The organism is Microbacterium sp. 3J1, from assembly GCF_001049495.1.
In the GTDB taxonomy this organism is placed as follows: Bacteria; Actinomycetota; Actinomycetes; order Actinomycetales; family Microbacteriaceae; genus Microbacterium.
On sequence record NZ_CDWI01000001.1, the window covers coordinates 184,475 to 209,845 of the forward strand.

Sequence of the window (25,371 nt, forward strand, 5' to 3'; positions counted from 1 at the left end):
GCGGGTGCGCGAACGGAAGGGTGGGAGCCGCACTGCTCGTTACGGGATCTGACGCTCCTGCCAGACCGTCGGGTACCCGGGAAGGTTCTCCCCGCCGAACTTCGCGTAGTGACCGTCGGGCATGCCCTCGTTCGCCGTGAGGTAGTCGTCGAGCTCCCCCTCGGTGATCGGCGACTGCGGGAGCACCCATTCCTTCGGGACCTCCTCGCCGGCGAAGATCATCTGCGCGGCGAGCAGCGGCGTGCGCCACTGGAAGTTCGAGTACACCGGCGCAAGACCGGTGAGGCCGGTGTCCTTCCACTTCCGGAGGAAGCTCATCTCGTCCTCGCCGGTCATGACCGGATAGTCGGCCCCCGCATCCTCGAACGCCTCGATCGCTGCGACGGCGCCGTCACCGGCATCCATCCAGATGCCCTGGACGTCGCCCTTCGCGAGCTCGTCGCTGATGATGCTCTTGATCTCCGCCGGGTCGGCGCCCGTGAAGTAGTCCACGGCCTCGATTCCTGCCTCGTCGAAGAGCTTCTCCGCGGCCGCCCACCGGTGCTCGAGCACGTCGACGCCGGGGAGGATGCGCAGAGCCACGACCTTGTCGCCCTCCTCGAGGTTGTCGATGAGGAACTCGGCGGTGTCGATGCCCCACGCGAATCCGCCGATCGGGTGGATGAACGTGACGGGGCAGTCGGTGTCGACGCCGCGGTCGAACACGATGACGGGCTTGCCCGTCTCGCACGCGCGCTCCACGGCCGGGGTCATCGCCGCCGTGCTGTTCGGCGAGATGAGGAAGACGTCGCAGTCGCCCTCCGAGATGAAGTAGTCGATGTCCGCGATCTGCGTGTCATCGGAGTCCTGCGCGTCGCGCGTCTCCATGTCACTGATCGCACCGGCCTCCTGCAGCGCCTTGAGCTGCTCGTTCATCGTGATCCACCCCGTCTGCCGCCACGGGTTCGAGATCGAGGCGTTGGCGAAGCAGGCCTTCTTGGCACCCTCGCTCGCGAAGGCCGAGGTGTCGACCATCTCTGCGTTGATGTGCTGGAGGTAGGGCTCATCCGCCGGGCCTTCCGGCTCGACGCCGCGCTCGGCATCCTGCTTGTCGAAGAGCTCCTGGTCGAACCACTCCGTGGTCTCCGCCGACTCTTCGGGGTTCTCCGACTCCGCCGGCGCCACGGACGGGTCTGTCGTACACCCGGCGAGCGCGATGAGGCCGAAGAGAGCCACCCCTGCGGTGGCGATCTTCATCGATCGTCGCATTGCTAATCTCCTCTGGTTTCTGTGTGGATGGTGCTGGTTCTTACGGGTTCTGCGGGTACGGGTTCTGCGGGCGCGAGGTCCGGAGACGTCTGCGGGCCGCGCCGCCGACGGGCACGGAATGCCACGGCCGAGTAAGCGACGGCGGCGATGATGATGACCCCCTGCACGGCGTCGCGGAGGGTCGAGGGGACGCCGGCGATGTTGAGCAGCATGAACAGCGCCTCGAGGGCGAAGGCGCCGGCCGCCGCCGCGACGATCCAGCCGCGGCCTCCTCCGAGCACGACCCCGCCGAGGACGACGGCCGTGATGGCCACGAACTCGTAGCCGCGTCCCACCGAGGGGTGCACGCCGGCGTACCCGACGAGGAGCACGGCCGACAGGGTGGCCGAGAGCGAGGAGATCATGAACGCGCGGGTCGTGACCCAGGCGCGTCGCGCACCGGCGTAGTCGACGGCCCGGGCGTTGTCGCCCACGGCGATCAGCATCTTGCCCAGGGGGCGCTTGGTCACCCAGATCCCGAGGGCGAGCCAGCCCGCGAGGATGAAGACGGCCCACGGGACGAAATCGAGGAAGGGCACGTCGCGGATGCCGCCGCGGCCGATCTCCCGGAAGCTGTCGGCGGGATTGCCGGTCGCCGCGCCGCCGGTCCACCACATCACGCCTCCGAGGAGGGCGAGCATCATGCCCAGCGTGACGATGAACGAGGGCACCTTGAGCAGCGTCGTGATGACGCCGTTGACGAGGCCGACGGCCGCGCCGACGACGACCATGAGCAGCAGCACCGGCACGGTGCGCGAGTCGTCCTGTCCGACGAGGTTGCCCGCGATGATGACCTGTGCGGTGATGAGCGACCCCTGCGACAGATCGAACTCTCCGGCGATGATCACGAAGTACTGGCCGATCGCCACGATCGCGATGGGGGCGACGCGCTGGATGAAGCGCATGAACTGCCCCGGCTCGGCGAAGCTCGGGTTGAGTGCCGTGACGGCGATGAGCAGCAGCACGAGCAGCAGGAACACCGCGCCGCGCGGGCTCACGAGTGTACGCAGGGCGTTCACGGGCGGCCTCCTTCCGCCGCGGAATGCGTATCGACGGCAGGATCGAGCTGCGACGCGGCCGCGGCCATCTCGGGCTCTGCCGCCTTCGCCGCGTCATCGCCCCCGGTCCGGGTCCCTCCGGCGCCGAAGCGCGGGCGACGCGGCACGATCGCACGACGGCTGTAGACGGCCACCGCCGCGACGATGACGACGCCGCGCACGACGTCCTTGAGGAACGGGTTGACCTGCATGACGCTCATGACGTTGTCGACGACCGCGAGGATCGCGACACCGCCGATCGCTCCCCAGATCGAACCCCGGCCGCCGAGCAGCAGCGTGCCGCCCAGGACGACGGCCGCGATCGAGAGCAGCGCGTACCCGCCCTGCTGACCGACGGTGGGGCTGCCGACGCCGAGCCGGCTGGCCAGCAGCAGTCCGGCGAGGCCGGCGAAGACCGAGCAGAGCACGTGGGCGGCGATGAGCGGCGGGCGCGTGCGGACTCCGCTGAGGCGCGCGATCTCGGGGTCGCCGCCCACCGCGTACAGGTGCGCTCCCGTGCGGGTGCGGTCGAGCAGGAACCAGACGAGGGCGGCGAGCGCGATCATGATGATCGTCGACACCGGCACCGGGCCGACGCCTGTGGCGCCGATCAGCTGGAACTCCCACGGCACCATGCCCGCCGACCCCTCGAAATTGGTGTTGAGGATGCCCTGCAGGATGAGGCCGACGCCGAGCGTCGCGATGAAGCCGTTCACCTTGAGCACCGTGACGATGAGTCCGTTCACCAGGCCGATGCCCGCGCAGACGAGCAGCGTGACGGCGACGGCCGCGGGGATGTTGCCCGCGCTACCGTTCATGATCGTCGCGGCGAGCAGACTCGAGAGGCTGATGACGTAGGTGACCGACAGGTCGAGGGAGGCACCGAGGACGACGAGCGTCTGCCCGATCGCCACGAGACCGAGCACGCTCATCCCGGTGAGGATGTCGCGGATGTTGCCGGGGCTGAGGAAGTTCCGCCCGACCGTGGCGACGAGGATCGCGCCGACGACGATCGACAGGATGAGGATGCCGAGGACGATGACCGTCGAGTCGATCCGGAACCGCTTCATCGTGCACCTCCGTCCGTGGCCGTCCCGTGGCCGCGTGCCGCACCCGTCGCCGCGCCGAGGATCTCGTGCTCGGCGGATCCCGCCGGGAGCTCGGCGACGAGCTCGCCGTCGCGCATGACGAGGATGCGATCGCTCATGCCGATCACCTCGGGGAGCTCGCTCGACACCATGAGCACCGCCTTTCCCTGCGTCGCCAGCTCGCGCATGAGCTGATACACGGCGTACTTCGCGCCGACGTCGATGCCTCGGGTCGGCTCATCGAACAGCACGATCTGCGGCTGGGTCAGCAGCCACTTCGCGAGCACCACCTTCTGCTGGTTGCCGCCGGAGAGGAAGCGGGCCTCCTGGTCGAGTCCTCGCGCGCTGATCTCCAGCGAGCTGAGAACGCCGGGCACCTCTCTCCGCGAGGCCGCGGTGCGTCCCGAGAACACGCTGCGGATGACGAGCAGCGAGTTGTCGAGCACGGACTGGCCGAGCGCGAGCCCCTGGGCCTTGCGATCCTCCGACACGAGGGCGAGACCCGCGCGCACGGCGCCACGGGCACTCGTGATGCGGGTCGGGGTGCCGTCGATCCGCATCGTGCCCCGCGCGAAGGGATCGATGCCGAACACACCCTCGACGAGCTCGGTGCGACCCGACCCCTGCAGGCCCGCGATGCCGACGATCTCGCCGGCGCGCAGCGTGAGCGACACTCCGTCGACGAAGGCGTTGCCGCATCCGTCGAGCTCGAGACGCGGATCTCCGATCACGGTGCCCTCCACGGCATCCGGGAAGTACGACTGGATCGAGCGCCCGACCATGCGCCGCACGAGCTCGTCGGTGGTGAGCGCACTCGCGTCATCGGTGGAGACCAGCGCACCGTCCTTGAGGATGGTGATGCGATCGCACAGGTCGAAGATCTCCTTCAGCCGGTGCGAGACGTAGATCACGGCGACGCCGCGCGAGGTCAGCCGCCGGATGATCGCGTACAGCAGCTCGACCTCCCGACCGCTGAGCGCGGCCGTCGGCTCGTCCATCGAGATGACCTGCGCGTCGAAGGAGAGCGCCTTCACGATCTCGACGATCTGCTGCTCCGCGACCGTGAGCGAGCCGACCCGCGCCTGCGGATCGATGAACGAGACGCCGAGGTCGCCGAGCAGTTCGGCCGTGCGGCGGTTCATCGCCTTGCGGTCGACGAACGCTCCGCGCCGCGGCTCGCGTCCGAGATACACGTTCTGGGCGACGGTGCGCTCGGGGAGCAGCGTGAACTCCTGGAAGACCGTGACGATGCCGTCGTCCATCGCCTGACGCGGATGCGCATGGCGCACCTCCTCGCCGCGGTAGCGCACGACGCCGTCGTCGGCGGGCTGCACTCCGGCGATGATTTTCATCAGGGTCGACTTGCCCGCCCCGTTCTCGCCGACGAGGCCGTGGACCTCTCCCGGCCGTACGTCGAAGTCGATGCCCTTGAGCACCTCGACGCCGAAGAACGACTTCCGGATGCCCGACACCTCGAGCACGGCCTGCGTTGCGGCGTGCGTCTCCGCGAGAGCGTTCATGCCGCCACCTCCGTCCATCGACCGTCATGGGCCGCCGAGTCGAGCACGGCGTCGGTGAGCAGCACCGATCGATACCCGTCGTCGAAGGTGGGGAGTCCGTCGGGGTGCGCGCCGCCGATCGCGGCGTAGACGTCGGAGACGAAGCCGTTGAACGCGTCCTGGTAGCCCATCGCATGCCCCGCCGGCACCCGCTGCAGGCGCGCGGAGTCCGGAGCCGCGGCCGCGGGGTCGCGCAGGAGGAGTCGGGACTCGCCCCTCGTGCCGATCCACAGCTCCTCCGGACGCTCCTGCTCGAAGCGGAGAGTCTGCGTCGACCCGTGCAGCTCCAGGGTCAGCGCATTCTTGCGGCCTGCGGCCATCTGCGAGATGAGCAGTGTGCCCAGCGCTCCCGAGCCCGTCTCGACGAGGATCGCCACGATGTCCTCCGTGTCCACCGCGCGACCGGCGCGCTCGGCGAAGACTCGGCGGGTCCGGGCACTGAGTGCCCGGATGCGCTCGCCCACCACGAACTCGATGAGGTCGCAGAGATGCGAGCCGATGTCCGCGAAGGCGCGGGACGCGCCCCCCGACTCCGAGCGCACCCGCCAGTCGTCGTCCGTCGGCAGCAGCATCCAGTCCTGGAGATAGGAGCAGTCGAGGGTGAGGAGGTCGCCGATATCACCGCGGGCCACTCGCGCCCTCGCCTCTCGCACCATCGGGTGGTAGCGGTAGACGAACGGCACGGCGGCGACGAGTCCGCGCGACGCCGCCAGGTCGGCGAGCGCCCGGGCATCGGCGACGGTCGTCGCGAGCGGCTTCTCGCAGACCACGTGTTTGCCCGCGTGCAGAGCGTGCAGCGCGAGGTCCGCGTGCGTGGCGTTGGGGGTGCAGATGTGCACGACGTCGATGTCCTCCGCGGCGAGCAGTGCGGTCGCATCCGTCTCCGCCCGCCCCGCTCCGAGCTCGCCGGCGGCGCTGGCGCTCCCCGCGGCCGAACGGGTGGCGACCGCGCGGAGCTGGCCGCCGGCGTCCCGTGACGCGGTGCGGTGCACGCGGGCCATGAAGCCTCCGCCGAGGATCCCGGCTCGGATCGTTCCGAGACCGGTGTCTGTGACATCCGTTGTCATGCCGGTGAGTCTGACACAGCACTTCCGACTTTTGCTAGACCTTCGTCAAAAGTTGTTTGTAACGAATCGGAAGTCATACGAGGCCGCACCGAAGTGCTGTGGTTTACTGACGCAATGGTTGACGTTCTGCGGCCGGCTGCGGCGGCGAACCCGGGAGCGGGTGAGATCTTCCAGATCCTCCGCGACGGCCAGGCGCGCACGAAGGCGGAACTCGCCTCGCTCACCGGCCTCGCCCGGTCGACCGTCGCTCTCCGCGTCGACGCCCTCCTCGCCGCCGACCTGCTGCGGCCGGCAGGAGAGGCGGTGTCCACCGGCGGGCGCCCGCCGGCGCGCGTCGCGTTCAACCCTCGCGCAGGCCTCGTGCTGGCGGTCGACCTCGGGGCGACTCACGCGACGGTCGCGGTCGCCGATCTCGCCGGCGTGATCCTCGACGCGCACACCCGCACCATCGACATCGGCGACGGTCCCGAGCGGCTGCTCGACGTGATCCTCGCCGACGGCGCGGGGCTCCTCGCGGCCCCGTCCGCCGCGGACGCGCACCTGCTCGGCATCGGCATCGGGGTTCCCGGGCCGGTCGAGCACTCCACCGGCCGCCCGACGAACCCGCCGATCATGCCCGGATGGGACCGCTTCGACGTCCCGGCGTACGTGCAGCGCACGTTCGACGTCCCCGTCCTCGTCGACAACGACGTCAACATCCTCGCCCTCGGCGAGCACGCGACCACCTGGCCGCACATCGACGACCTGATCTTCGTCAAGGTCTCCACGGGCATCGGCGCCGGCATCATCGCCGGCGGGCAGCTGCAGCGCGGGGCGCAGGGGTCGGCGGGCGACATGGGCCACGTGCAGGTCCCGAGCGGATCCGGATCGAGCCGCGAACCCGGCGACGACCGTGACCTCGAGGCGCTCGCGAGCGGGTCGGCCCTCGCCGCGGCGCTCCGCGGAGAGGGTCACGAGGCGCACGGGCCGTCGGATGTCGTCGAGCTCGTGCGCTCCGGCAACGCCGCTGCGATCGAGGCGACCAGGCAGGCCGGGCGGGACGTCGGCGAGGTCCTCGCGACGGTGGTCAATCTCCTCAATCCGTCGATCATCGTCCTCGGCGGCAGTATCGCCCGCGCCGGCGAGCACCTCCTGGCCGGGGTGCGCGAAGTGGTCTATCGCCGCTCGATCCCGCTCGCGACACAGCATCTCGCGATCGTCCAGTCGCAGGCGGGCGATCGGGCGGCGGTGCTCGGGGCGGCGATCATGGTGGCCCGCGAGGTCCTCTCCCCCGCCAGCGTCGACCGGCACGTCGCCGAGAAGACGCGCTGATCCATAAGCTGGAGCCGTGACCGCTGCCGACGACTCCGCCTCGCCGTACGAACGCGCTCTCGGCGAGCGCATCGCCGAGCTGCATCCGAAGACCGCCTGGTACTTCCGCACCATCCCATCAGGACACGTCGGCGTGGGAACCGGCGTGTTCACCACCGCAGGGTCCCGGCATCGCTGGCTGTGGCCCGCGTTCCGGATCGCGGAGGCCCTCGGCGTCGCCTTCTCCGGATGGGAACGCGACGTCCCGTTCCGCATCGAGAACCGCACGATCGACGGCCAGGCCGTCGCCGTCCGCCACTTCGAGCTGCCCGGACGCACGTGGGTCATGCCCGACACCGTCGCGCTGGGCCCGAACGGCATCCTCCGCAACGAGATCGGCCCACGCCGCACCGTCGTGACGACGTTCGACATCGATGTCCGCGACGGCGCCGTCGTGCTGACGATCCGCAAGGTGGGCCTGCGACTCGGCCGCCTCCGCCTCGCCGCACCGAGCTTCCTCCGGCCGCGTATCGGACTCGTCGAGCGGTGGGACGACGAGCGGCACCGCCATCACGTCGACATGACCATCGACGCGCCTCTCCTCGGGCGCGTCTACGAGTACACCGGATTCTTCGAGTACACGATCGAGAGCGAGACCCGATGACCGATTCCTCCGAGGCTCCCGGAGGCCGCGTCGTCGTCGGCGGGTCCACCGGATTCATGGGCCGGTACCTCGTGCCGCGCTTCCGGGCTGCCGGCCGCGAGGTCGTCACGGTCTCGCGTTCAGGCGCCGACATCGCCTGGGGCGATCAGGATGCCATCGACGCCGCCGTCGACGGCGCCGATCTCGTCATCGGCCTCGCCGGCAAGAGCGTGAACTGCCGGTACACCCCCGAGAACCGCGCCGCGATCTTCCGGTCACGACTCGACACGACGGCATCCCTCAGCGCGGCGATCGCCGGAGCGGCGAACCCGCCGGCCCTGTGGGTGAACTCCTCGACGGCGACCATCTACCGCCATGCGGAGGATCGTCCGATGACCGAGTCGGGCGGCGAGATCGGCACCGGGTTCTCGGTGGAGGTGGCGAAGGCATGGGAGCGGGCGCTCTTCTCCGACGAGCTGCCGCACACGCGGCGGGTGGCGCTGCGCAGCGCCATCGTCCTCGGGCACGGCGGTGTTCTGGAACCCCTCAGGAACCTCGCGCGGCTCGGCGTGGGCGGCGCGCAGCACGACGGGCGATGGCCGGTGAGCCGCGCCCGGAGGGCCGCCGGCACAGGGCACTTCTTCGGGGCTCGACGCGGCCGCCAGCGGTTCAGCTGGGTGCACGTCGACGACGTGGCGCGCATCATCGACTTCCTCGAGCAGAATCCGGCGCTCGAGGGCCCGATCAACGCGGCGGCGCCGAACCCCGTCGACAACACGACGTTCATGGCGACGGTGCGACGAGTGCTCGGCGTGCGCATCGGGCCACCCATGCCGCGGTGGATGCTGGAGCTGGGCGCCATCGGCATCCGCACCGAGACGGAGCTGATCCTGAAGAGCCGATGGGTTCTGCCCGAGACCCTCACCGCGGCCGGATTCGAGTTCACCCACCCCGAGCTGGAGGGCGCCGTCCGGGAGTCCTTCGACCGCGAGCAGACGACCCTCTAGCCGCCCGCGGAATCCTCGCCGTCGTCCCTGCGCTTGTCGATCTCGGCACGCAATCGCCATTCCTCGATCTCGCGGTCGAGGTCGGCGATCTGCTGCTCCGTCGTCCGCGTGTCGATCGGAGTCGCCGGCGCGGGCGGCGGGCCCGGCTGAGGTGACGGCCGTCCGGCCGGGCGCATCCGGGGCAACCTCGGGATCCGCAGGCCTGCGTCGGAGTACTCGCGGCCGATGGCGAACCACAGCAGGCTGCCGATCAGCGGCAGCAGCACCACGATGATGATCCAGGCGAGCTTCGGCAGGAAGCGCACCTGGGAGTCCTCACGCCGGATGATGTCCACCATCGCGCCGATCATCAGTGCGATGACGAGGAGCGAGAACAGGAACGGCATGTGTTCAGGGTAGACGACACGGGCGCTCCGCGCCCCTGCCGTCCGAGCAGCTGGCGCCTGCTCAGGGGAGCAGGTGACCCGCCGCGCGGAAGAGCTCGTACCACTCCGCGCGCGTCAGTTCGATGTCGGCGCCGAGCGCCGCATCCCGTACGCGCTGCGGCGTGGTGGTGCCGAGCACGACCTGCATCTTCGCGGGATGCCGGGTGATCCATGCCGTCGCGATGGCGATCGGCGCGACGCTGTAGGACGCGGCGAGACGGTCGATCACGGCGTTGAGCTCGGCGTACTCCGGATTGCCGAGGAAGACCCCGGTGAAGAATCCGCCCTGGAACGGCGACCACGCCTGCACGGTGATGCCGTTGATCCGGCAGTACTCGACGATGCCGCCGCCGTCGCGCACGACGCTCTGGGACTCGCCGGCCATGTTGGCGGCGACCGGCTGCGCGATGATCGGCGCGTGCGTGATCGACAGCTGCAGCTGGTTCGCGATGATCGGCTGCCTGACGGCGGTGCGGAGCAGATCGATCTGGCGGGGCGTGTGGTTCGAGACGCCGAAGGCCCTGACCTTGCCCGCCGACTCGAGCTCGTCGAATGCGCGGGCGACCTCGTCGGGCTCGACGAGCGCGTCGGGGCGGTGCAGCAGCAGCACATCGATGTGATCCGTACGCAGGGCCGCCAGGGAGCCCTCCACCTGGCGCACGATGTGGTCGTACGAGAAGTCGAACATGCCCTCGGCCGGGTTGATGCCGCACTTGGTCTGCAGCACGATCTCGTCACGCTCGGCGGCGCTGAGCTGCAGCGCATCGGCGAAGCGCGACTCGCAGAAGTGCATGCTGCCGCCGTAGATGTCGGCGTGATCGAAGAAGTCGATGCCCGCGGCGCGCGCGGTCTCGTACAGCTCTCGGATCTGCGTGTCGTCCTTGTCGTCGATGCGCATCATGCCGGCGACGACGGCGGGGGCGGTGGTGGAGCCGAAGGGAACGGTCTTCATGGCTCTACGCTAGCGCTCCCTTCAGCGGGGTGTCTCCTGCTCCTCAGCACGAGCGGGAATGAGGCTCGCGACCGGGACCGCGAGAGCGTCGGCGATGTCGGCGAGATCGGTGACGGTGAAGTCTGCATGCCGATCGAGCTTGCTCTGGAGGGCGGCGAGTCCGATCGCGGTGCTCTCCGACAGCCAGTGCGGAGTGCGACCCGCGCGTTCGAGCTCCGCGATCACCGCGGATGCCACCATTCGGCGCGTATCTGTCTTCATTCATAGACAGTAACGCCGCGCACGGGCGCATTCAAGGCGAGCAGGCACCAATATGACGGCATCTCGGTGTCACGCCGGTGCTATCGTGACTCACGTGAAGACACGGGCCGAGCAGTACAACGCCGCCGTGGGCCGGCAGCTCCGCGCAGAGATCGGAGCCGCGGGCAGCAGCATCGCCGCGATGGCCCGGGAGATCGGCATCGCCCGCAGCGCCCTCGACAACTACGTCACGGGCAAGCGCGCCATCCCTGTTCCCATCCTCTTCGCGGTGAGCGCTGCCGTCGACGTCGAACCCCACACGGTGCTCGACCGGGCAGAGGAGCGGCTCCGCGCCGAAGCCGGCCGACGCTCCGCCACCGTCACCCCTCTGCGTCCCCGCGCCGATGTCCCCGGCACCCGCGATAATCGCACCGAGGTCGCCTTCGACTCCGCCGTCACGCACGACGACGACACCGACGACCTCTACGACTGACGCTCATCGCGAGATCGTCTCGCACGCCGACCGGGAGGACGCATGGACCAGCTCCTCCGTCTGGTCGAGGAGCATGGCCTGCGCCTGATCGAACGGCCCGGCCCCTCGTGCGGCGGCTTCGAGCCGCTGACGTCGACCATCCGCCTGGCTCCGGGCATGAGCGCCCGGACCACGTGCAGCGTACTCGCCCACGAACTCGCCCACGCGGTGCTCGGACACGCCCCCACGCCCGACCCGACGACCCGGGCGCGGCAGGAGCAGCGCGCCGACGAATGGGCTGCTCGTCTGCTGATCGCCCCCGGTGCGTATGCCGAAGCCGAGAGGTTGAGAGGCCCTCATCTCGCGAGCCTCGCCTTCGAACTCGGCGTCACGGTCGAGATCGTCACCGCCTACCGACGACTGCTCGTCCGGGCGCACCCTCTCGGCGCTGATTGAATGGCAGCATGACCTTCCGCACCACCCCCGCCCCCGTCACCCTCACCGGACGCCTCGTCGAGCTGCGCCCGCTGGAGACGTCGCACCACGACGGCCTTCTCGAGGCGCTGCTCGAGGGCGATCTGTGGAAGAACGCCTGGTACACGTCGGTGCCGTCGCCGGACGGGCTCGCGGCCGAGATCGATCGCCGGATCGGACTCATCGACGAGGGCGGGATGATCCCGTTCACCGCCTTCGACGCCGCCGGCCGCACGCTCGGACTCACGTCGTACTACGACATCGTCGAGGAGGTTCCGCGGCTGCACATCGGCTACACCTGGAACCGGCCGTCGGCCCACGGCACCGGCACCAACGCCGAGTCGAAGCTCCTGCTGCTGCGCCACGCCTTCGAGGAGCTGGGCGTGTTCCGTGTGGGACTCACCACGCAGTGGGTCAACTTCCAGTCGCGGGCGGCGATCGAGCGCCTCGGCGCGAAGCAGGACGGAGTGATGCGCGCGATCAGCCGCTATCGCAACGGCGCACTCCGCGACAGCGTCGAGTACTCGATCATCGAGCCCGAGTGGCCCGCTGTGCGCGCCACGCTCGAGGCCAGGCTCGTCAAGCGGGCCTGACCAGGCTCGTCACACGAGCCTGCAAGACGTCACTCGGTGGCGTTGCCCGACCAGTTGTCGTCGCGACGCGTGGCCGACCCGCGCTGACGCATGATGAAGGCGAGAGCAAGGCTGACGGCGAGGATGCCGGCGACGAAGACGAGCCCCTGGAAATCCGGGATCGTCTGCGCGAGCCCCAGGAGCCAGAACCCTCCGAGGAAGAGGATCATGAAGAAGATGAAGCTGAGGATCATGGGGTCTCCTGTCTGAGCGGCCGGCTCGACCAGGATACCGCTAGCGCAGACGCGGGGCCGACGAAACCCCCTGTCCGGGGAGCGCCCGACCTGGTTACGTCGACCCCATGAGCGAACGACTGACGGCCCTGGCCATCTCCTGCACCCTCAAGCCCTCCCCCGCGGAATCGAGCACGGATCTGCTGGGATCGCAGATCCTCGCCGAGCTCGCGACCCACGGCGTCACCGGCGAGCTCGTGCGCGCGGTGGATCACGCCATAAGCCCCGGCGTCGAGGCCGACATGGGCGACGGCGACGAGTGGCCGGCGTTGCGCACGAAGGTGCTCGAGGCCGACATCCTGGTCTTCGTGACGCCCACCTGGATGGGCCAGCACTCGAGCGTCGCGCAGCGTGTGCTCGAGCGGCTGGATGCCGAGCTGGGCGAGACCGACGAGCAGGGTCGACCGATCCTCTTCGACAAGGTCGCGATCGCCGGCGTCGTGGGCAACGAGGACGGTGCGCACCACATCTCGGCGATCGTCTTCCAGGCCCTCGACGACGTCGGATACACCGTGCCGGCTCAGACCTCCGTGTACTGGAACGGCGAGGCGATGCAGGGCGTCGACTACAAGGACCTGCCCGAGACTCCCGAGAAGGTGGCGCAGGCGACGGCGACGGCTGCGCGCAACGCCGCGCACCTCGCTCGACTGCTCAAGGCCGAGGCGTACCCGGCCGAGTAGGTCAGGCGGGAACGCTGCTGTCGACGACGCTGAACTGCACGTACTCGTCGATGACGAGTTCGCCCGAGGCGTTCAGGGCGCGCATCATGTCCTCGATACGGCTCTTCTCGATGGGCTGCTGCTCGCCCGACTGGAAGAGGAACTGGAGCGGGATCGCCGGGTGCATCCACACGGTGACCCGAGCGGGGTCGCCGCCTTCACGAGGACGCCAGGTGAGCATGAAGCTCTCCTGGCGGCGCAGCTTCGTCCCGATGATCACCTTGAGGTGCGCCAGCGTCGCATCGTCGATGAAGATCGGCTCCGAAGTGCCGTCGTAACGCAGTCGTCCCATGAGAGAAAGAGTACCCCGCCGGGGCATTGCCCACGTGCATCCAGCGGTACCGTGGAGCCATGACCGCTCCCATCGATCCGACACGCACATCCGCCTGGTCCGAGCTCGCCGAGTTGCATGAGAGCCTCACCCCCGACCTCCGGGACTGGTTCGCCGCCGACCCGGGTCGCGTAGATCGCCTGTCGTTCCCCCTCGCCGACCTCCACGTCGACCTGTCGAAGAACCTCGTGACCGATGAGGTCGTCGCGGCGCTTCTGAAGCTGGCCGAGCAGACAGGCGTCGCCGAGCGCTTCGCCGCCATGCTCGAGGGTCGGCACCTCAACACCTCGGAGGACAGGGCCGTCCTGCACACGGCGCTGCGGCGCCCGCAGGGCGCGTCGCCGGCTCTCACGGTCGACGGCCAGGACGTCGACGCCGATGTGCAGTCCGTCCTCGCCGCGCTGTCGGCCTTCGCCGAGCGTGTCCGCGGCGGCGACTGGCTCGGCGTCACGGGCAAGAAGGTCACCCACGTCGTCAACATCGGCATCGGCGGCTCGGACCTCGGGCCGGTCATGGTCTACGAGGCGCTGAAGCCCTACGCGGATGCCGGGATCGAGGCGCGCTTCGTCTCGAACATCGACCCGACGGACATCGCGCAGAAGACCGCCGACCTCGACCCCGAGACGACGCTGTTCATCGTCGCGTCGAAGACGTTCACGACCCTCGAGACGCTGACGAACGCCCGCCTCGCCCGAGACTGGCTCTGGGAGGGGCTCACCGCCTCGGACGCGATCTCCGGCGACGAGGACTCGCGTACGGATGCCGTCGCCCACCACTTCGTGGCCGTGTCCACCGCGCTCGACAAAGTCGCGGCGTTCGGCATCGATCCGGTCAACGCGTTCGGGTTCTGGGACTGGGTGGGCGGACGCTACTCGGTCGACTCCGCGATCGGCCTCTCACTCGCGATCGCACTCGGCCCCGACGCCTTCCGCGACCTGCTCGCCGGCTTCCACGCGGTCGACGAGCACGTGCGCACGACGCCGCTCGAGCGCAACGTGCCCGTCCTCATGGCGCTGCTGAACGTCTGGTACGTGAACTTCTTCGGGGCGCAGTCGCACGCGGTGCTCCCCTACGCGCAGCAGCTGAGCCGGTTCCCCGCCTACCTCCAGCAGCTGACGATGGAATCGAACGGCAAGTCGGTGCGCTGGGACGGCTCCCCGGTCACGACCGACACGGGCGAGGTGTTCTGGGGAGAGCCGGGCACGAACGGACAGCACGCCTTCTACCAGCTCATCCACCAGGGGACACGGCTCATCCCGGCCGACTTCATCGCCTTCGTCAACCCCGCCTACCCGCTCACCGACGGCGACGCCGACGTGCACGAGCTGTTCCTCGCGAACTTCCTCGCGCAGACCAAGGCGCTGGCGTTCGGCAAGACCGCGACCGAGGTCGAGGCCGAGGGCACGACCGGCTCGCTCGTCGCGGCGCGCACGTTCGCCGGCAACCGGCCCACGACGTCGATCTTCGCTCCGGCACTGACGCCGCAGGTTCTGGGCCAGCTCATCGCCCTGTACGAGCACATCACCTTCACCCAGGGCACGATCTGGGGCATCAACTCGTTCGACCAGTGGGGCGTCGAGCTGGGCAAGCAGCTGGCGATGCAGATCGCTCCCGCGATCGGCGGCGACGCGTCGGCCCTGGAGGCGCAGGACGCGTCGACGAGGGCGCTGCTCGCGTACTACGCGGCCAACCGGGCATAGGCCCGGGCCGATGTGACGCTGGGGGCTCACCCTCGGAGATCTCTCAGAACGGCCACACCAGCGGCACATAGAGGACTGCGACCGCGACGTAGATGAGCACCAACGGAACACCCAGGCGCCAATAGTCCCCGAACCGATAGCCGGCCGGTTGCATCACCATCAGATTCACCGGTGTCGCGATGGGTGTGAGAAACGCGGCGGCGCCGACCACGGTCAGCGCCATCATGAACGGCTGCACACTGACCTGCATGCTCGACGCCACTGACACCGCGATCGGGGCGATGACGAGCACCGTGGCGACGTTGGAGATGAACTGGCCCAGAATCACCGATGCGAGGCAGATCGTCAGAAGTGCCAGGTACGGCGACGTATCTCCGACGAGGCCGAGCACGGCATCACCGACGAGAGCGGCAGCGCCGGTGGACACGAAGGCCGATGACAGCGGGATCATGCCGGCGATGAGGGTGACCGTCGGCCAGGAGATCGAGGCGAACGTCTGCGGGACCGTGAGCACGCGGGTCACCACCAGCGCGCCGGCGGCGAGGAGCCCTGCGATGACGGGTGGCACGGCTCCTGTCGCAAGGAGCACGACCATGACAGCGAGAATGACCAGTGCGCGTCTCGCCCCGCGTCCGAGCGGAACGGTGCGTTGCATCTGCTGGGGCGAGCTCACGGGGATGACATCCGGCGAGTTCGTGTAGCGATGCAGAGCCTCCCACGGTCCTTGCACGAGCACCGCATCGCCTGCTTGCAGCGTCAGGGAACGCGATGCCTTCGAGCCGACCTGACCCGGGCGGTTCCCGTGACGCAGCGCGAGGATGACGAGGTCCTCCTGACGTGTCGTCATCCCCGGTGAGACGACCCGTCCGATCAGTGTCGATCTCGGCGCGATGAGAACTTCGGCCACACCTTCGCCGACGGTGAAGAGACGGCCGGTCTCGAGCGTCAGGTCGTAGGTCTCGCGCCACGCCCGAGCATCCTGGCTGGGGTCAGCAGGCTCCTCGAGTCGATCCGGCACCCGCGCCGGAAGGAGCCGGTCTCCGAAGGCGATCACCACGAGCACCGTCAACAGCACCAGCGGGATGCCGACCACGGCGAACTCGAAGTAGCCGAAGGGTCGTCCGCCGGCCTCCGCGGCGGCTTCTGACACCAGGATGTTGACCGGCGTCCCCGTGAGGGTGAGGAGGGAGCCGGCCCCGGCGGCGAAGGCGAGGGGCAGGAGCATCCGAGAGGGCACGATCCCCGCACGCACGGCGACCAACACGACGATGGGCAGTAGTGCGGCAACCGCCCCGTTGATGCTGATGACTGCCGAGAGCAGGGCAGCGAGGGCGCAGACGATGAGAAGCAGGCGCGTCCGCTTCTTGCCCGCTCGCCGCATCAGCTGTCCGCCGACCCACGACGTGACGCCCGTCGCGTCGAGCGCTTCGCTCACGACGAAGAGAGCGACGATGAAGAGGACGATGGGATCGCCGAACCCGGCGAACGCCTGGGTCAGCGTCAGCACCCCCGTCGCCCACAGCAGGATCGGAACGGCCATCGCGACGACGACCATCGGAATGCGATTCGATACGAAGGCGATCACAGCGGCGCCGAGGATGAGGAACGTGATGATCTCTGGGTTCATCCCCGAGCCTCCGCTGTTCGATGCGCATCAGGCGCGTGATCGTCTGAATCTCCTGTGTGGTGCTCCCCCGATTATCGCGGTCGCGCAGTCCTCATCATCCGCATCCTCCGGGCAGCCGCCCCTCGGCGGACCCGGGGACGGCATCCGGACGTGCGGGATACTGCGGAACGTCGAGAGCCTTCGTCCACGAGATCCGGCGTGCGGTGAAGATCTCCATGATCGGCGGCTTCACGGATTCCGGGTCATCGAGACTGCCGAGCATGACGAACATCTGCCCCGGGAACCCGGAGAGATTGACGTTGAAGAGCCGTGCTCCACAGTCAGGGCAGAATGCTCGGTCGAGTGTGTTTCCGCTGTCCGCGACATAGGGATAGGTCGAGGGCGTTCCGCTCAGCAGCGTGAAGTCGTCCAGGCCGACGCTGAAGTACGAGGCCATGACTCCCCCTGACGCTCGCTGACAATCGCGGCAGTAGCAGTCGGCGACGAAGTCCGGGGCCTTCGTGAACTCGTAGGTGATGGCGCCGCATTCGCAGCGCCCGGTGAACGTGTCCGGCATTTCTTCTCCTTCATCGATGCCCTGGGCGGGCGGGTATGGGTGGGTATGTTCGCTGAGCCGTCCCGGGGCTCGATACCGCATCGGGTCGATGCGGAAGCTTCTCGCCGCCTCGAGACCCTCGAGCAAGCGACTCGATGGCGACCGGGATCGCGAGGACGACGACAGCGACGACGAGGGCGGCGAGTGGGGATATGACGCGCCCCGAACCGATGATCGTGAGGAGCGCGATCCCTGCTCCGATCCTCCACGCCTTCCACCTTCCGAGCATTCGGAACGTGAACGCCGCGTGGGATGTGAGGTAGAGAGAGGCGCCTCCGAAGAGGGCTGCGGCGCCGAAGCATCCCAACGCTCCCGGTTCCTCCACGTGCGCGATCGCGATCTCCACGCCGAGCGCCATGACGACGACACCGGCGATCATCGGGAGGTGCATGAACGTGTACGCCTGCAGCGCGAGCAGCGCTCGGGACCTGCCCTGCTTCCGGGCGAGTTCGTGTTCGGCATCTGCGGATGCCGTGTCGAAGTACAGCCACCAGACCGCAGCTGCGAGAAGCACTGCCAGCGCAGACCCGAGGATGAGCGGAGTCGATATGGGCCGCGTCGAGGCCCCGTCGCCGATGGCGACGATGGATTCGCCGATCGCGAGGATGATGACGAGACCGTGACGCTCTCCCCAATGCGCCGCCGAATGCACCCGCCAGTGCCCGCCGCGCGAGGTCACGTACGTGAGGGCACCGTTGGTGGTGACCGCGAGAACCCACAGGACCGTCTGCAGTTCCCCACCTGCGAGAGCGCCGACGGCGAGGAGGCCGAGCTCGACCACGAAGGGGACGAACGTGATGAGGACCTGGCGGCGAAGCGCCGCATCGGCGCCCGCTGCCATGAGGTAGAGAGACAAGTGGATGGAGCGGACGACCGCATAGCCGGCGACGAGAACGAGAGGTCCGCTGAGACCGCTCGGCATGTCGTCATACGCCTCGGGGATCACGAGAGCGACGACGAAGATCGCCACCGCAGACAGGGTCATCCCCCGGCGGATGATGCCTTGGTCGACGTGGACGTGGTTGGACAGCCAGCTGTATGAGACCCAGGACCACCACAGCATGGTCAACAGGGTCATCGCATGAACGACAGCGAGCAGCGTGCGGTCGTGCACCATGAACTCCGTGACCTGGGTGAATGCGAAGACGAACACCAGATCGAAGAACAACTCGAATGTCGTCACCCGGTGCTGTTCGCCCGACGTCTCTACCCGCATGAGGTGCCTCACCCCCACTCTCAGACGAAGTGCTCTGACAGAAAACGGTGGACGAAGGCGACGGCCATGGCACCCTCACCGACCCCGGAGGCGACGCGCTTGACGGAGTTCCGTCGAACGTCTCCGGCGGCGAACGACCCAGGCACACTCGTCTCTAGATAGAACGGCGCCCGCTCGAGCGGCCAGTGGTCACGAAGGTGCGCCCGGGAGAGATCCGGCCCCGTGACCAGATAGCCGAGGTGGTCGCGCTCGATCGATGTGTCTCTCGCCCAGTCTGTGTTCGGCGCACCGCCGATGCAGACGAAGAGCTTTCTCGCCTTCAGCAGGCCTCGTTCACCCGTGTGCGAGTCGATCGTGGCCACGGACTCGAGCGACGCATCTCCGAGAAGTTCTGTCACCGAGGAGTTGAGGGCGAGGCGGACGTTCGTCCGATTCTTGATCCGTGACACCAGGTAGGACGACAGCGTCGCCGAGAGGTCCGCCCCCCTGACCACCATGGTGACGGAGCGTGCCTGGGCGGAGAGGTTGAGGACGGCTTGTCCGGCAGAGTTCCCGCCGCCGACGACGATGACGTCCTCTCCGCTGCAGTGCGCCGCCTCGCTCGTTCCAGCTCCGTAGAACACGCCCAGGCCGAGGAGCTCGTCTTCTCGAGCAACGCCGAGCCGTCTCCACTCCACACCGGTCGCGCAGATGTTCGAGTGGGAGATCATGGTGGTGCCGTCGTTCAAGGTGGCGATCATCCGGTCGCCCTGGAACTCTCCGTGAGTCCCCCCGCGCATGAGGAGCAGTTCTGCGCCGAACGCGATCGCCTGCTGACGCGCGCGCTCGGCGAGATCGCTGCCGCGAATCCCGTCCGGGAAGCCGAGATAGTTCTCGATCAGGCTGCTGTAACCGGCTTGGCCGCCGACGGCCTCGCGTTCGAGGAGCACGACCTTGAGCCCTTCAGACGCCGCATACACGGCGGCCGACAGTCCGGCCGGCCCCGCTCCGTAGATGGAGAGGTCGTATTCACGGTGCTGGGGGCGCATGACCCATCCCAGTCGGGCGGCCACTTCTGCCGGGGTGGGTTGCACGAGTCTCGACCCGTTCGGGAGATCGACGATCGGTAAGGCAGCATCGTGCAGCGACTGACCCGTGAGGGCGTAGCAAGCGAGATCCGTCTCGATCTCCGTCCATTCGTAGGACACGACACTACGAGTGAGGTAGTCCCGCAGCGCGTATGCATCACGAGAGTCGCGGCGGCCGTACATTCGCAACGTCCGCGACGTGCCGCCGCTGCGGGTGCTGTCGACGAAGTGCGGGTCGTCGCTCATGGTGCGGTCCTCCAGGCGGTGCGCATTCCGGTGAGTCGAATGCGGGGATCAGGCGTCGGGCAGGTCGCGGTAGCGCAGAGCGCGAGCGAGTGCGCTGCGCATCTCGGCGGCGGTATGGCGGATTCCGTAGGCGGGAAGGTCGCGCTGAAAGCGCCATCCCTCAGAAAGCGGGCCCACGTCGACGACGTCGAACCCGAAGCTGTCCAGCAGCTCCTGCACGACGCGCTTGGCATTCGTGTCGTCTCCTGCCATCGCGAGCGCGCGGCGATTCTCGGTGCCCGCGGGGCTACCTGTCGTCGTCAGCTCGGCAGCGTTCAGGTTGTTGAGCGCTTTGACCACCGATGCGCCGGGCAGCGCTCGTTGCAGAATCTCTGCGGTGGTCGTCGATTCGTCGTCCAGTTCCGCGATGTCGCCGTTCCAGCTGGGGTAGTAGTTTCCCGTGTCGATGACGATCCTGCCGTCGAAAGCCTTGGAGGGCAGCCCCTCGTATGAGTGGATCGGCACGGCGACGACAACGACGTCGGCCCGTTCCGTCGCATCCGCGACGGACCCTGCGGCGCGAGCGCGGGGTCCGAGCTCGTCGATGAGGGCGTCGAGTCCTTCCCCACCGCGAGAGTTCGCGAGTACGACGTCATGGCCGGTCCGTACGGCGACACGCGCCACCTGGGATCCGACGTTTCCTGCTCCGATGATGGCTATGGTCGCCACGTTCTGCCTTTCGCTGGGAATGCGTGTGGATGGGTGTTCAGTCGGCGGTGCGCGAGCGGGACTGGAGGATCTCCGCCCAGTTCTCCGGAACCCGGGCCGCCGGGCCCGGAGCGGACTGGTCGTCCGGGTGACTGTGCGGCGGAGCAAGCACGGGCCCGGTGGCGAATCGATCGGTTCGGAAGTCCCAGAACCACTCCTCGCCCGGTTCGAAACTCTGGATGATCGCGTGGCCCGTCCGCTGAGCGTGCGCCGTAGCGTGTCGGTTCAGCGAGTCGTCGCAGCAGCCCACATGCCCGCATGCTGCGCAGCGCCGCAGGTGCACCCACCAGGAGCCGCTCTCTTCGCATTCCACGCATCCGGTGCCGCTGGGCGGCACCTCCGTGTCGATCTGGTTCATGACATTCGGCTTCCCGTCTCGGGAGAAGAGAGGGCGGGCGAGCCCGCCCTCTCCGGTCGGTCAGGCGAAGGCTGCACGCAGGGACGCGGTGGCCAGCAGGATGGCGTGCTTCGCGGCCTCGGTGTCGTGGACGGAATTCACCATGACGAAGTCGTGCACGATGCCGCCGAAGCGAGCGTTGGTCGCCTTGACGCCGGCTTCGCGCAGGCGGGCGGCGAACGCCTCTCCCTCGTCGCGAAGGACGTCGGCCTCGGCGGTCATGATGAGCGTCTCCGGGAGGTGGCCCAGCTGCTCGAGCGACGCACGCAGCGGCGATGCGGTGATCTGACCACGCTCGCCCTCGTCGGTGGTGTACTGGTCCCAGAACCAGTGCATCGCATCGCGGGAGAGGAAGTATCCCTCCGCGAACGTGTCGTAGGACTCCGTGTCGAAGGCGGCGTTCGTGACGGGGTAGAACAGCACCTGCTTGATGAAGTTCACGTCTCCTCGCTCGTGGGCGAGCAGCGAGAGGGCGATGGCCATGTTCCCGCCGACGGAGTCACCGGCGACCGCGATCTTCGAGGCATCCAGGCCGTTGTCGCCGCCCTGGGCGACGACCCACTGCGCCGCGGCGTAGCTCTGCTCGATGGCGACGGGGTACTTGGCCTCGGGCGAGCGGTCGTACTCGGGGAACACGACGGCAGCACCCGAGCCGACGGCAAGGTCGCGGACGAGTCGGTCGTGGCTGTGCGCGCTGCCGAGCACCCAACCCGCGCCGTGGACGTAGAGGATGACGGGCAGAGTGCCGGTCGCGCCGGCGGGCTTGACGATGCGGACGCGCACCGTGCCGGTCGGCCCGCCCTCGATCTCGACCCACTCGTCGTCCACGTCGGGCTTGAAGATCGTCGAGCTCTGTGCGGTCTCGAGGAAGTCCCGGGCGTCCGGAACGGTCATCTGGTAGAGGAACGGGGGGTTCGACGTGGCGTCCACGAACTCCTGAGCGGCGGGCTCGAGCGCGATGTCGTGCGGGTTTCCAGACATGTTGTCTCCTGTCGGTGCCGGCGGCGGGTCCGCCTGCACCGCAAGCCTCGTCTCATCGGTGTCCGCGCACCAGGAAGAACGGAGGCAGAAACGAGGCACCATCCGGTTCTGAGTTCGGAAGTCCGCAGGAGGCGTCGCCTCGTGGACGTCGTGCGAGAGTAGTGAAGTCCGCGAAGGAAGGAGACCACTGTGTCGGATGAGTATGACCTGCGTCCAGACTCGCCGTTCGCACTCCTCTCCCCGAACGAGGTGTCCGCCTGGTTCGCCTACATGAAGGTGCACTTGCGGATCAGCTACGAGATGAACCGGCAACTGCGCGTGGACAGCGGGATCTCATTGGGAGACTTCGACGTGCTCGTCGCGTTGACGAGCGACCCGCACGGACGGATGACGGTTTCCGGCCTCGCCACACGGATCGGGTGGGAAAGAAGTCGCCTGTCGCATCATCTTCGACGCATGCGGGCCAGCGGGCTCGTGGAGACCAGCCAGTCGACGTCGGACCGTCGCGTCACCGAGGTCGTGCTCACCGAGGCGGGATCCCAGAAGCTCCGTGAAGCCTCTCCGTCTCACATCGGCTTCGTCCAGCGGGCATTCTTCGGCGATCTCGCACCGGCCGAGATCGCGGCGCTGACCTCGACGCTGGAGAAGGTCTATGACGGCCTCATCGAGCACGGGTCATTGCCGCGGCCGGAGGATCACCCCTGAGCGAATCAGTCGGCCTCCGGCAAAGGCGGATCAAGCTCTGCCCGGGCGACAGTCTCGCCTCTCAGATCACCGATCTGAGCGAAGGTCTCCGCCGCTCGGGCGAATGCCGCGCGAGCGGACTCCTCGTCCCCGTTCATCCGGTGCGCTCGGCCGATCCGGAGGTGGGCGAGTCCCGCGCCCTGAGCCAGGTCGAGCTCCTCGGCCGCCTGCAACGCCGCGTGAGCCGCCGCCAGCGCCGTCTCCGGTTGCGTCGTTCCCAGCGCCGCCGACGCCATGCCGATGCGCGCGTTCACCAGCGCATGTCGAGCGATGTTGTGAGCCGGCGCCGTCGCCGGGTCCTCGACCCACGCAGCGGCGCGCTCTGCGTCGATCAGCGCCTCTTCGAACTTCGCCTCGAAGAGCTTGCTGGCTGAGAGGGTCAGCAGAGCCTGCGGGAATCCTTCCTTGTTCCGCATCCGCTCGAAGAGTTCCGCTGCCGCGTGTGCGTGCCGCTGCGCCTCTGCCTGCTCGCCCGTCGCCGTCTGCACCTCCGCGATGTACATGTGACTCCAGGCGATCTGTTCTGCATCGTCCGCCGATGTCGCCGCGTCGAGCGCCGCCTCGGCGTGAACGAGCGACTGCGCGAGGTCCCAGCGTTCCATCCGATCTGCCCACGACAGATACCCGAGGTGTCGGGCCTGCTCCGAGCGATCGGCGATGGCCACGGCCGATGAGACCGAGAGGCGAAACACCGTATGCCAGTTGCCCCACTTCAACCACAGATCGGAGAACCAGTGCAGGGAGTCCGCCACGCGCAGCACGTCGGCATGCAGACCCGCCGCATGCGCGGCTCTCAGTGCTGCGAGCCAGTGCTCGGCGTTGGCGACCAGCCACGCTCTTGCCGCGGGCTGTTCTTCTTCGATGGCTCGTCGCTCCGTCGGGATCGCCTCCTGCGTGTCTGGTTCGAAGAGCTGTCCGTATTCGAACGTGCGCTGCAGCAACCACGAGACCTTGTTCTTCTCGAGGGTCGCCACCTCACGGCTGCCGAGAGCCTCGTCGAGTCGATCCCGCCCGTACAGGCGGAGAAGATCATGCATTCGGTACCGACCTCCCGCCGACGTCTCCACCAGCGCGAGTTCGATGAGCTCGTCGAGTGAATGCTCCGCGGTCCGCTGGGAGACCTGCAGGATGGCCGCCGGCAGGTCTGCAGAGAAAGTCGATCCGTCCAGGAGGCTGCACACGCCGAAGAGCGAACGAGCTGATTCGCTGAGCAGCTCGTACGACAGGTCAACGGCGTTCTTGACCTCCAGATCGCCCGCGCGCAAGGTGTCCAGCCGGGTGTCCGCGTTGCGCAGCCGGAAGAGCAAGTCCTCCGCCGACCAGTCGGGGCGGGTCGCCAGACGGTTCCCCGCGACCCGCAGCGCGAGCGGGATGCGTCCGCACAGTTGCGCCAGTTCCCTGGTGTGAGGGTCTCCGGCGTTCAGCGTCGGGGCGAGCGAGGCGAGAAGGACTTCACTCTCCGACTGGGCGAGAGGGTCGATACGGAGACGATGGATGCGCTCCAGTCCCGACAGAGGCCGACGGCTCGTCACGATCACCAACGCACCCGGGTTGGCCAGGAGTGGGCGCACCTGTGCCTCGCTTCCGGCGTTGTCGAGGACGACGATGTGGCGTCGAGTCGTGTCTTCGCTCCAGAGCCGCATCGCAGCACCCAGATCGGTCGCCACGAACTGCTCCGGTCGCGCCACCTGCCCGAGGATCGCCTGGATGACGGCGAGGGGCGACGCCGGTCTGGCATCGAGGCCCTGGAGGTCGGCGAACAGTACTCGCGCTCCTTCGTCGGCGAACAGCCGTGCCGCTTCCAGGGCGAGGGACGTCTTGCCGATTCCGGGAGCGCCCCACAGGAGCGCCGCTCCGCCGGAATCGCCGACAGCGGAGCGCAGTCGTGCGAGCTCGTCGATGCGCCCCACGAAGTCCGCCAAGGGCGTGGGCATGACCGTGGAGGCGACCTCGCGTCGCTGCTGCCGCACCGACCGCGCCGTGTGGAGGAAGACCTCCCGCTCCGCTCCGCGGAGCTGCAGGGCATCGGCGAGCAGTCGTACGGTGCGCACCTGTGGTGCCACGCTGACACCCCGCTCGATGTCGCCGATGCCCCGCTCACTCACGCCCGATGCCTCACTGAGCGCCTCGAGTGTGAGGTCTCGCGCAACTCGACGGTCGCGCAGCATCGCGCCGAACGGGTTCTGACTCAACGGAGACTCCTCCCTGGTGGGGATCGCTGGTGTGAAGTGTGGTTCAGGCGTCGATGACGACGTAGAGCGCGGTGATCAGCCCGTTCTGCACGAGAAGCACGTCGCGGCCGGTGGCCGCTACGATTCCCTCGGTCGGCGTCCCGAGACTCCACTGATAGGTCACGAGGTCCTGCGCCTGCTGGATCGGCCCATTCAGTGTGAGAGTCATCCCGGGCAGCGCGCCGTGAAGACCGGCGATGGCCTCGTTCACCCCGGCGTGCCCGGCGTAGGAGGCATCGCTCTCCGTGGTCCTGACGTCATCGGCGTACACCTTCGCCATCGATGTGAGGCGCTGCCCGGCATCTCCGGAGTTCCATACATCGAGGTGAGCATCTACCAGGGTGCGGATGTCTGAGGTCACGGT

The 25,371-nt window shown here is 68.3% G+C and carries 28 protein-coding genes; 9 read left to right on the top strand and 19 right to left on the bottom strand.

Going from position 1 to position 25,371, the window contains the following annotated elements:
• Positions 1-39: 39 nt before the first annotated feature.
• Genes BN2660_RS00865 through BN2660_RS00885 form a run of 5 tightly spaced genes read right to left on the bottom strand, consistent with a single transcriptional unit; the run spans position 40 to position 6,038 of the window.
• Complete coding sequence (locus tag BN2660_RS00865; RefSeq protein ID WP_091226035.1) at positions 40-1,248, bottom strand: substrate-binding domain-containing protein; 1,209 nt, start codon at positions 1,246-1,248, stop codon at positions 40-42.
• 2 nt (positions 1,249-1,250) lie between these two features.
• On the bottom strand, positions 1,251-2,306 hold the full coding sequence (locus BN2660_RS00870; RefSeq protein ID WP_091226037.1) for an ABC transporter permease: 1,056 nt from the start codon (positions 2,304-2,306) through the stop codon (positions 1,251-1,253).
• Positions 2,303-3,394 (bottom strand): ABC transporter permease, encoded by a 1,092-nt coding sequence (locus BN2660_RS00875; protein ID WP_091226039.1) that lies wholly within the window; start codon positions 3,392-3,394, stop codon positions 2,303-2,305. Before BN2660_RS00875 ends, BN2660_RS00870 begins: the two co-directional genes overlap by 4 nt.
• Positions 3,391-4,932 (bottom strand): sugar ABC transporter ATP-binding protein, encoded by a 1,542-nt coding sequence (locus tag BN2660_RS00880; protein WP_091226230.1) that lies wholly within the window; start codon positions 4,930-4,932, stop codon positions 3,391-3,393. The genes BN2660_RS00875 and BN2660_RS00880 overlap by 4 nt, the downstream gene beginning before the upstream one ends.
• Entirely contained in the window at positions 4,929-6,038 is a 1,110-nt protein-coding gene (locus tag BN2660_RS00885) for a Gfo/Idh/MocA family protein (RefSeq protein ID WP_091226041.1), read from the bottom strand. The genes BN2660_RS00880 and BN2660_RS00885 overlap by 4 nt, the downstream gene beginning before the upstream one ends.
• A 114-nt stretch (positions 6,039-6,152) precedes the next feature.
• Between BN2660_RS00885 and BN2660_RS00890 the strand changes: the two genes are divergently transcribed.
• The 3 genes from BN2660_RS00890 to BN2660_RS00900 are packed head-to-tail and all read left to right on the top strand — an operon-like array spanning position 6,153 to position 8,978.
• Positions 6,153-7,349, top strand: a complete 1,197-nt coding sequence (locus tag BN2660_RS00890; protein ID WP_091226043.1) for an ROK family protein — start codon at positions 6,153-6,155, stop codon at positions 7,347-7,349.
• Between the two features lie 16 nt (positions 7,350-7,365).
• Positions 7,366-7,992 carry a DUF4166 domain-containing protein gene (locus tag BN2660_RS00895; RefSeq protein WP_091226045.1) on the top strand — a complete coding sequence of 209 codons (627 nt, stop codon included), beginning with the start codon at positions 7,366-7,368 and terminating at the stop codon, positions 7,990-7,992.
• Complete coding sequence (locus tag BN2660_RS00900; protein ID WP_091226047.1) at positions 7,989-8,978, top strand: epimerase; 990 nt, start codon at positions 7,989-7,991, stop codon at positions 8,976-8,978. Before BN2660_RS00895 ends, BN2660_RS00900 begins: the two co-directional genes overlap by 4 nt.
• Here the strand turns inward: BN2660_RS00900 and BN2660_RS00905 are convergent.
• From BN2660_RS00905 to BN2660_RS00915, 3 genes are all read right to left on the bottom strand, one after another.
• On the bottom strand, positions 8,975-9,364 hold the full coding sequence (locus BN2660_RS00905) for a PLD nuclease N-terminal domain-containing protein (protein ID WP_091226049.1): 390 nt from the start codon (positions 9,362-9,364) through the stop codon (positions 8,975-8,977). The two genes, BN2660_RS00900 and BN2660_RS00905, sit on opposite strands and share 4 nt — an antisense overlap.
• A 61-nt stretch (positions 9,365-9,425) precedes the next feature.
• Positions 9,426-10,355 carry an aldo/keto reductase gene (locus tag BN2660_RS00910; RefSeq protein WP_091226051.1) on the bottom strand — a complete coding sequence of 310 codons (930 nt, stop codon included), beginning with the start codon at positions 10,353-10,355 and terminating at the stop codon, positions 9,426-9,428.
• A gap of 21 nt (positions 10,356-10,376) precedes the next feature.
• On the bottom strand, positions 10,377-10,616 hold the full coding sequence (locus BN2660_RS00915; protein ID WP_141651214.1) for an XRE family transcriptional regulator: 240 nt from the start codon (positions 10,614-10,616) through the stop codon (positions 10,377-10,379).
• 94 nt (positions 10,617-10,710) lie between these two features.
• Here BN2660_RS00915 and BN2660_RS00920 point away from each other — a divergent pair, with 94 nt between their 5' ends.
• The 3 genes from BN2660_RS00920 to BN2660_RS00930 are packed head-to-tail and all read left to right on the top strand — an operon-like array spanning position 10,711 to position 12,134.
• On the top strand, positions 10,711-11,088 hold the full coding sequence (locus tag BN2660_RS00920; RefSeq protein WP_255304941.1) for a helix-turn-helix domain-containing protein: 378 nt from the start codon (positions 10,711-10,713) through the stop codon (positions 11,086-11,088).
• 42 nt (positions 11,089-11,130) lie between these two features.
• Complete coding sequence (locus BN2660_RS00925; RefSeq protein WP_091226054.1) at positions 11,131-11,523, top strand: ImmA/IrrE family metallo-endopeptidase; 393 nt, start codon at positions 11,131-11,133, stop codon at positions 11,521-11,523.
• An 8-nt stretch (positions 11,524-11,531) separates the two neighbouring features.
• On the top strand, positions 11,532-12,134 hold the full coding sequence (locus tag BN2660_RS00930) for a GNAT family N-acetyltransferase (RefSeq protein ID WP_091226055.1): 603 nt from the start codon (positions 11,532-11,534) through the stop codon (positions 12,132-12,134).
• A gap of 29 nt (positions 12,135-12,163) precedes the next feature.
• Here BN2660_RS00930 and BN2660_RS00935 read toward each other — a convergent pair whose 3' ends face one another.
• Positions 12,164-12,367 carry a hypothetical protein gene (locus BN2660_RS00935; protein ID WP_091226058.1) on the bottom strand — a complete coding sequence of 68 codons (204 nt, stop codon included), beginning with the start codon at positions 12,365-12,367 and terminating at the stop codon, positions 12,164-12,166.
• A 107-nt stretch (positions 12,368-12,474) separates the two neighbouring features.
• Between BN2660_RS00935 and BN2660_RS00940 the strand changes: the two genes are divergently transcribed.
• On the top strand, positions 12,475-13,086 hold the full coding sequence (locus BN2660_RS00940; RefSeq protein WP_091226060.1) for a flavodoxin family protein: 612 nt from the start codon (positions 12,475-12,477) through the stop codon (positions 13,084-13,086).
• Between the two features lies 1 nt (position 13,087).
• On the opposite strand, the gene BN2660_RS00945 is transcribed toward BN2660_RS00940, so the two are convergent.
• Positions 13,088-13,417: a DUF7882 family protein gene (locus BN2660_RS00945; RefSeq protein WP_091226063.1), complete on the bottom strand. Its 330-nt coding sequence runs from the start codon at positions 13,415-13,417 to the stop codon at positions 13,088-13,090.
• A 59-nt stretch (positions 13,418-13,476) separates the two neighbouring features.
• On the opposite strand from BN2660_RS00945, the gene pgi reads away from it, so the two are divergent.
• The gene (gene pgi, locus BN2660_RS00950) at positions 13,477-15,156 is read left to right on the top strand and encodes a glucose-6-phosphate isomerase (RefSeq protein WP_091226065.1); all 1,680 of its coding nucleotides are present in this window, start codon (positions 13,477-13,479) and stop codon (positions 15,154-15,156) included.
• A gap of 43 nt (positions 15,157-15,199) precedes the next feature.
• Here the strand turns inward: pgi and BN2660_RS00955 are convergent, their stop codons facing one another.
• From BN2660_RS00955 to BN2660_RS00985, 7 genes are all read right to left on the bottom strand, one after another.
• Complete coding sequence (locus BN2660_RS00955) at positions 15,200-16,783, bottom strand: SLC13 family permease (protein WP_091226068.1); 1,584 nt, start codon at positions 16,781-16,783, stop codon at positions 15,200-15,202.
• 94 nt (positions 16,784-16,877) lie between these two features.
• Entirely contained in the window at positions 16,878-17,339 is a 462-nt protein-coding gene (locus tag BN2660_RS00960) for a GFA family protein (RefSeq protein WP_091226070.1), read from the bottom strand.
• A gap of 10 nt (positions 17,340-17,349) precedes the next feature.
• Positions 17,350-18,561: a low temperature requirement protein A gene (locus tag BN2660_RS00965; protein ID WP_176697037.1), complete on the bottom strand. Its 1,212-nt coding sequence runs from the start codon at positions 18,559-18,561 to the stop codon at positions 17,350-17,352.
• Positions 18,562-18,614: 53 nt separating this feature from the next.
• Complete coding sequence (locus tag BN2660_RS00970; protein ID WP_091226075.1) at positions 18,615-19,907, bottom strand: NAD(P)/FAD-dependent oxidoreductase; 1,293 nt, start codon at positions 19,905-19,907, stop codon at positions 18,615-18,617.
• A gap of 48 nt (positions 19,908-19,955) precedes the next feature.
• Positions 19,956-20,762, bottom strand: a complete 807-nt coding sequence (locus BN2660_RS00975; protein WP_369690520.1) for an NADPH-dependent F420 reductase — start codon at positions 20,760-20,762, stop codon at positions 19,956-19,958.
• Positions 20,653-21,012, bottom strand: a complete 360-nt coding sequence (locus tag BN2660_RS00980) for a UBP-type zinc finger domain-containing protein (protein ID WP_091226080.1) — start codon at positions 21,010-21,012, stop codon at positions 20,653-20,655. Before BN2660_RS00980 ends, BN2660_RS00975 begins: the two co-directional genes overlap by 110 nt.
• A 60-nt stretch (positions 21,013-21,072) precedes the next feature.
• Positions 21,073-22,032, bottom strand: a complete 960-nt coding sequence (locus BN2660_RS00985) for an alpha/beta hydrolase (RefSeq protein WP_091226083.1) — start codon at positions 22,030-22,032, stop codon at positions 21,073-21,075.
• A 189-nt stretch (positions 22,033-22,221) separates the two neighbouring features.
• On the opposite strand from BN2660_RS00985, the gene BN2660_RS00990 reads away from it, so the two are divergent.
• The gene (locus BN2660_RS00990) at positions 22,222-22,737 is read left to right on the top strand and encodes a MarR family winged helix-turn-helix transcriptional regulator (RefSeq protein WP_255304951.1); all 516 of its coding nucleotides are present in this window, start codon (positions 22,222-22,224) and stop codon (positions 22,735-22,737) included.
• Positions 22,738-22,742: 5 nt separating this feature from the next.
• On the opposite strand, the gene BN2660_RS00995 is transcribed toward BN2660_RS00990, so the two are convergent.
• Both BN2660_RS00995 and BN2660_RS16500 read right to left on the bottom strand, forming a co-directional pair.
• Positions 22,743-24,968: a helix-turn-helix domain-containing protein gene (locus BN2660_RS00995; protein WP_091226086.1), complete on the bottom strand. Its 2,226-nt coding sequence runs from the start codon at positions 24,966-24,968 to the stop codon at positions 22,743-22,745.
• Between the two features lie 43 nt (positions 24,969-25,011).
• Entirely contained in the window at positions 25,012-25,368 is a 357-nt protein-coding gene (locus tag BN2660_RS16500; RefSeq protein WP_176697038.1) for a nuclear transport factor 2 family protein, read from the bottom strand.
• Positions 25,369-25,371 lie beyond the last annotated feature (3 nt).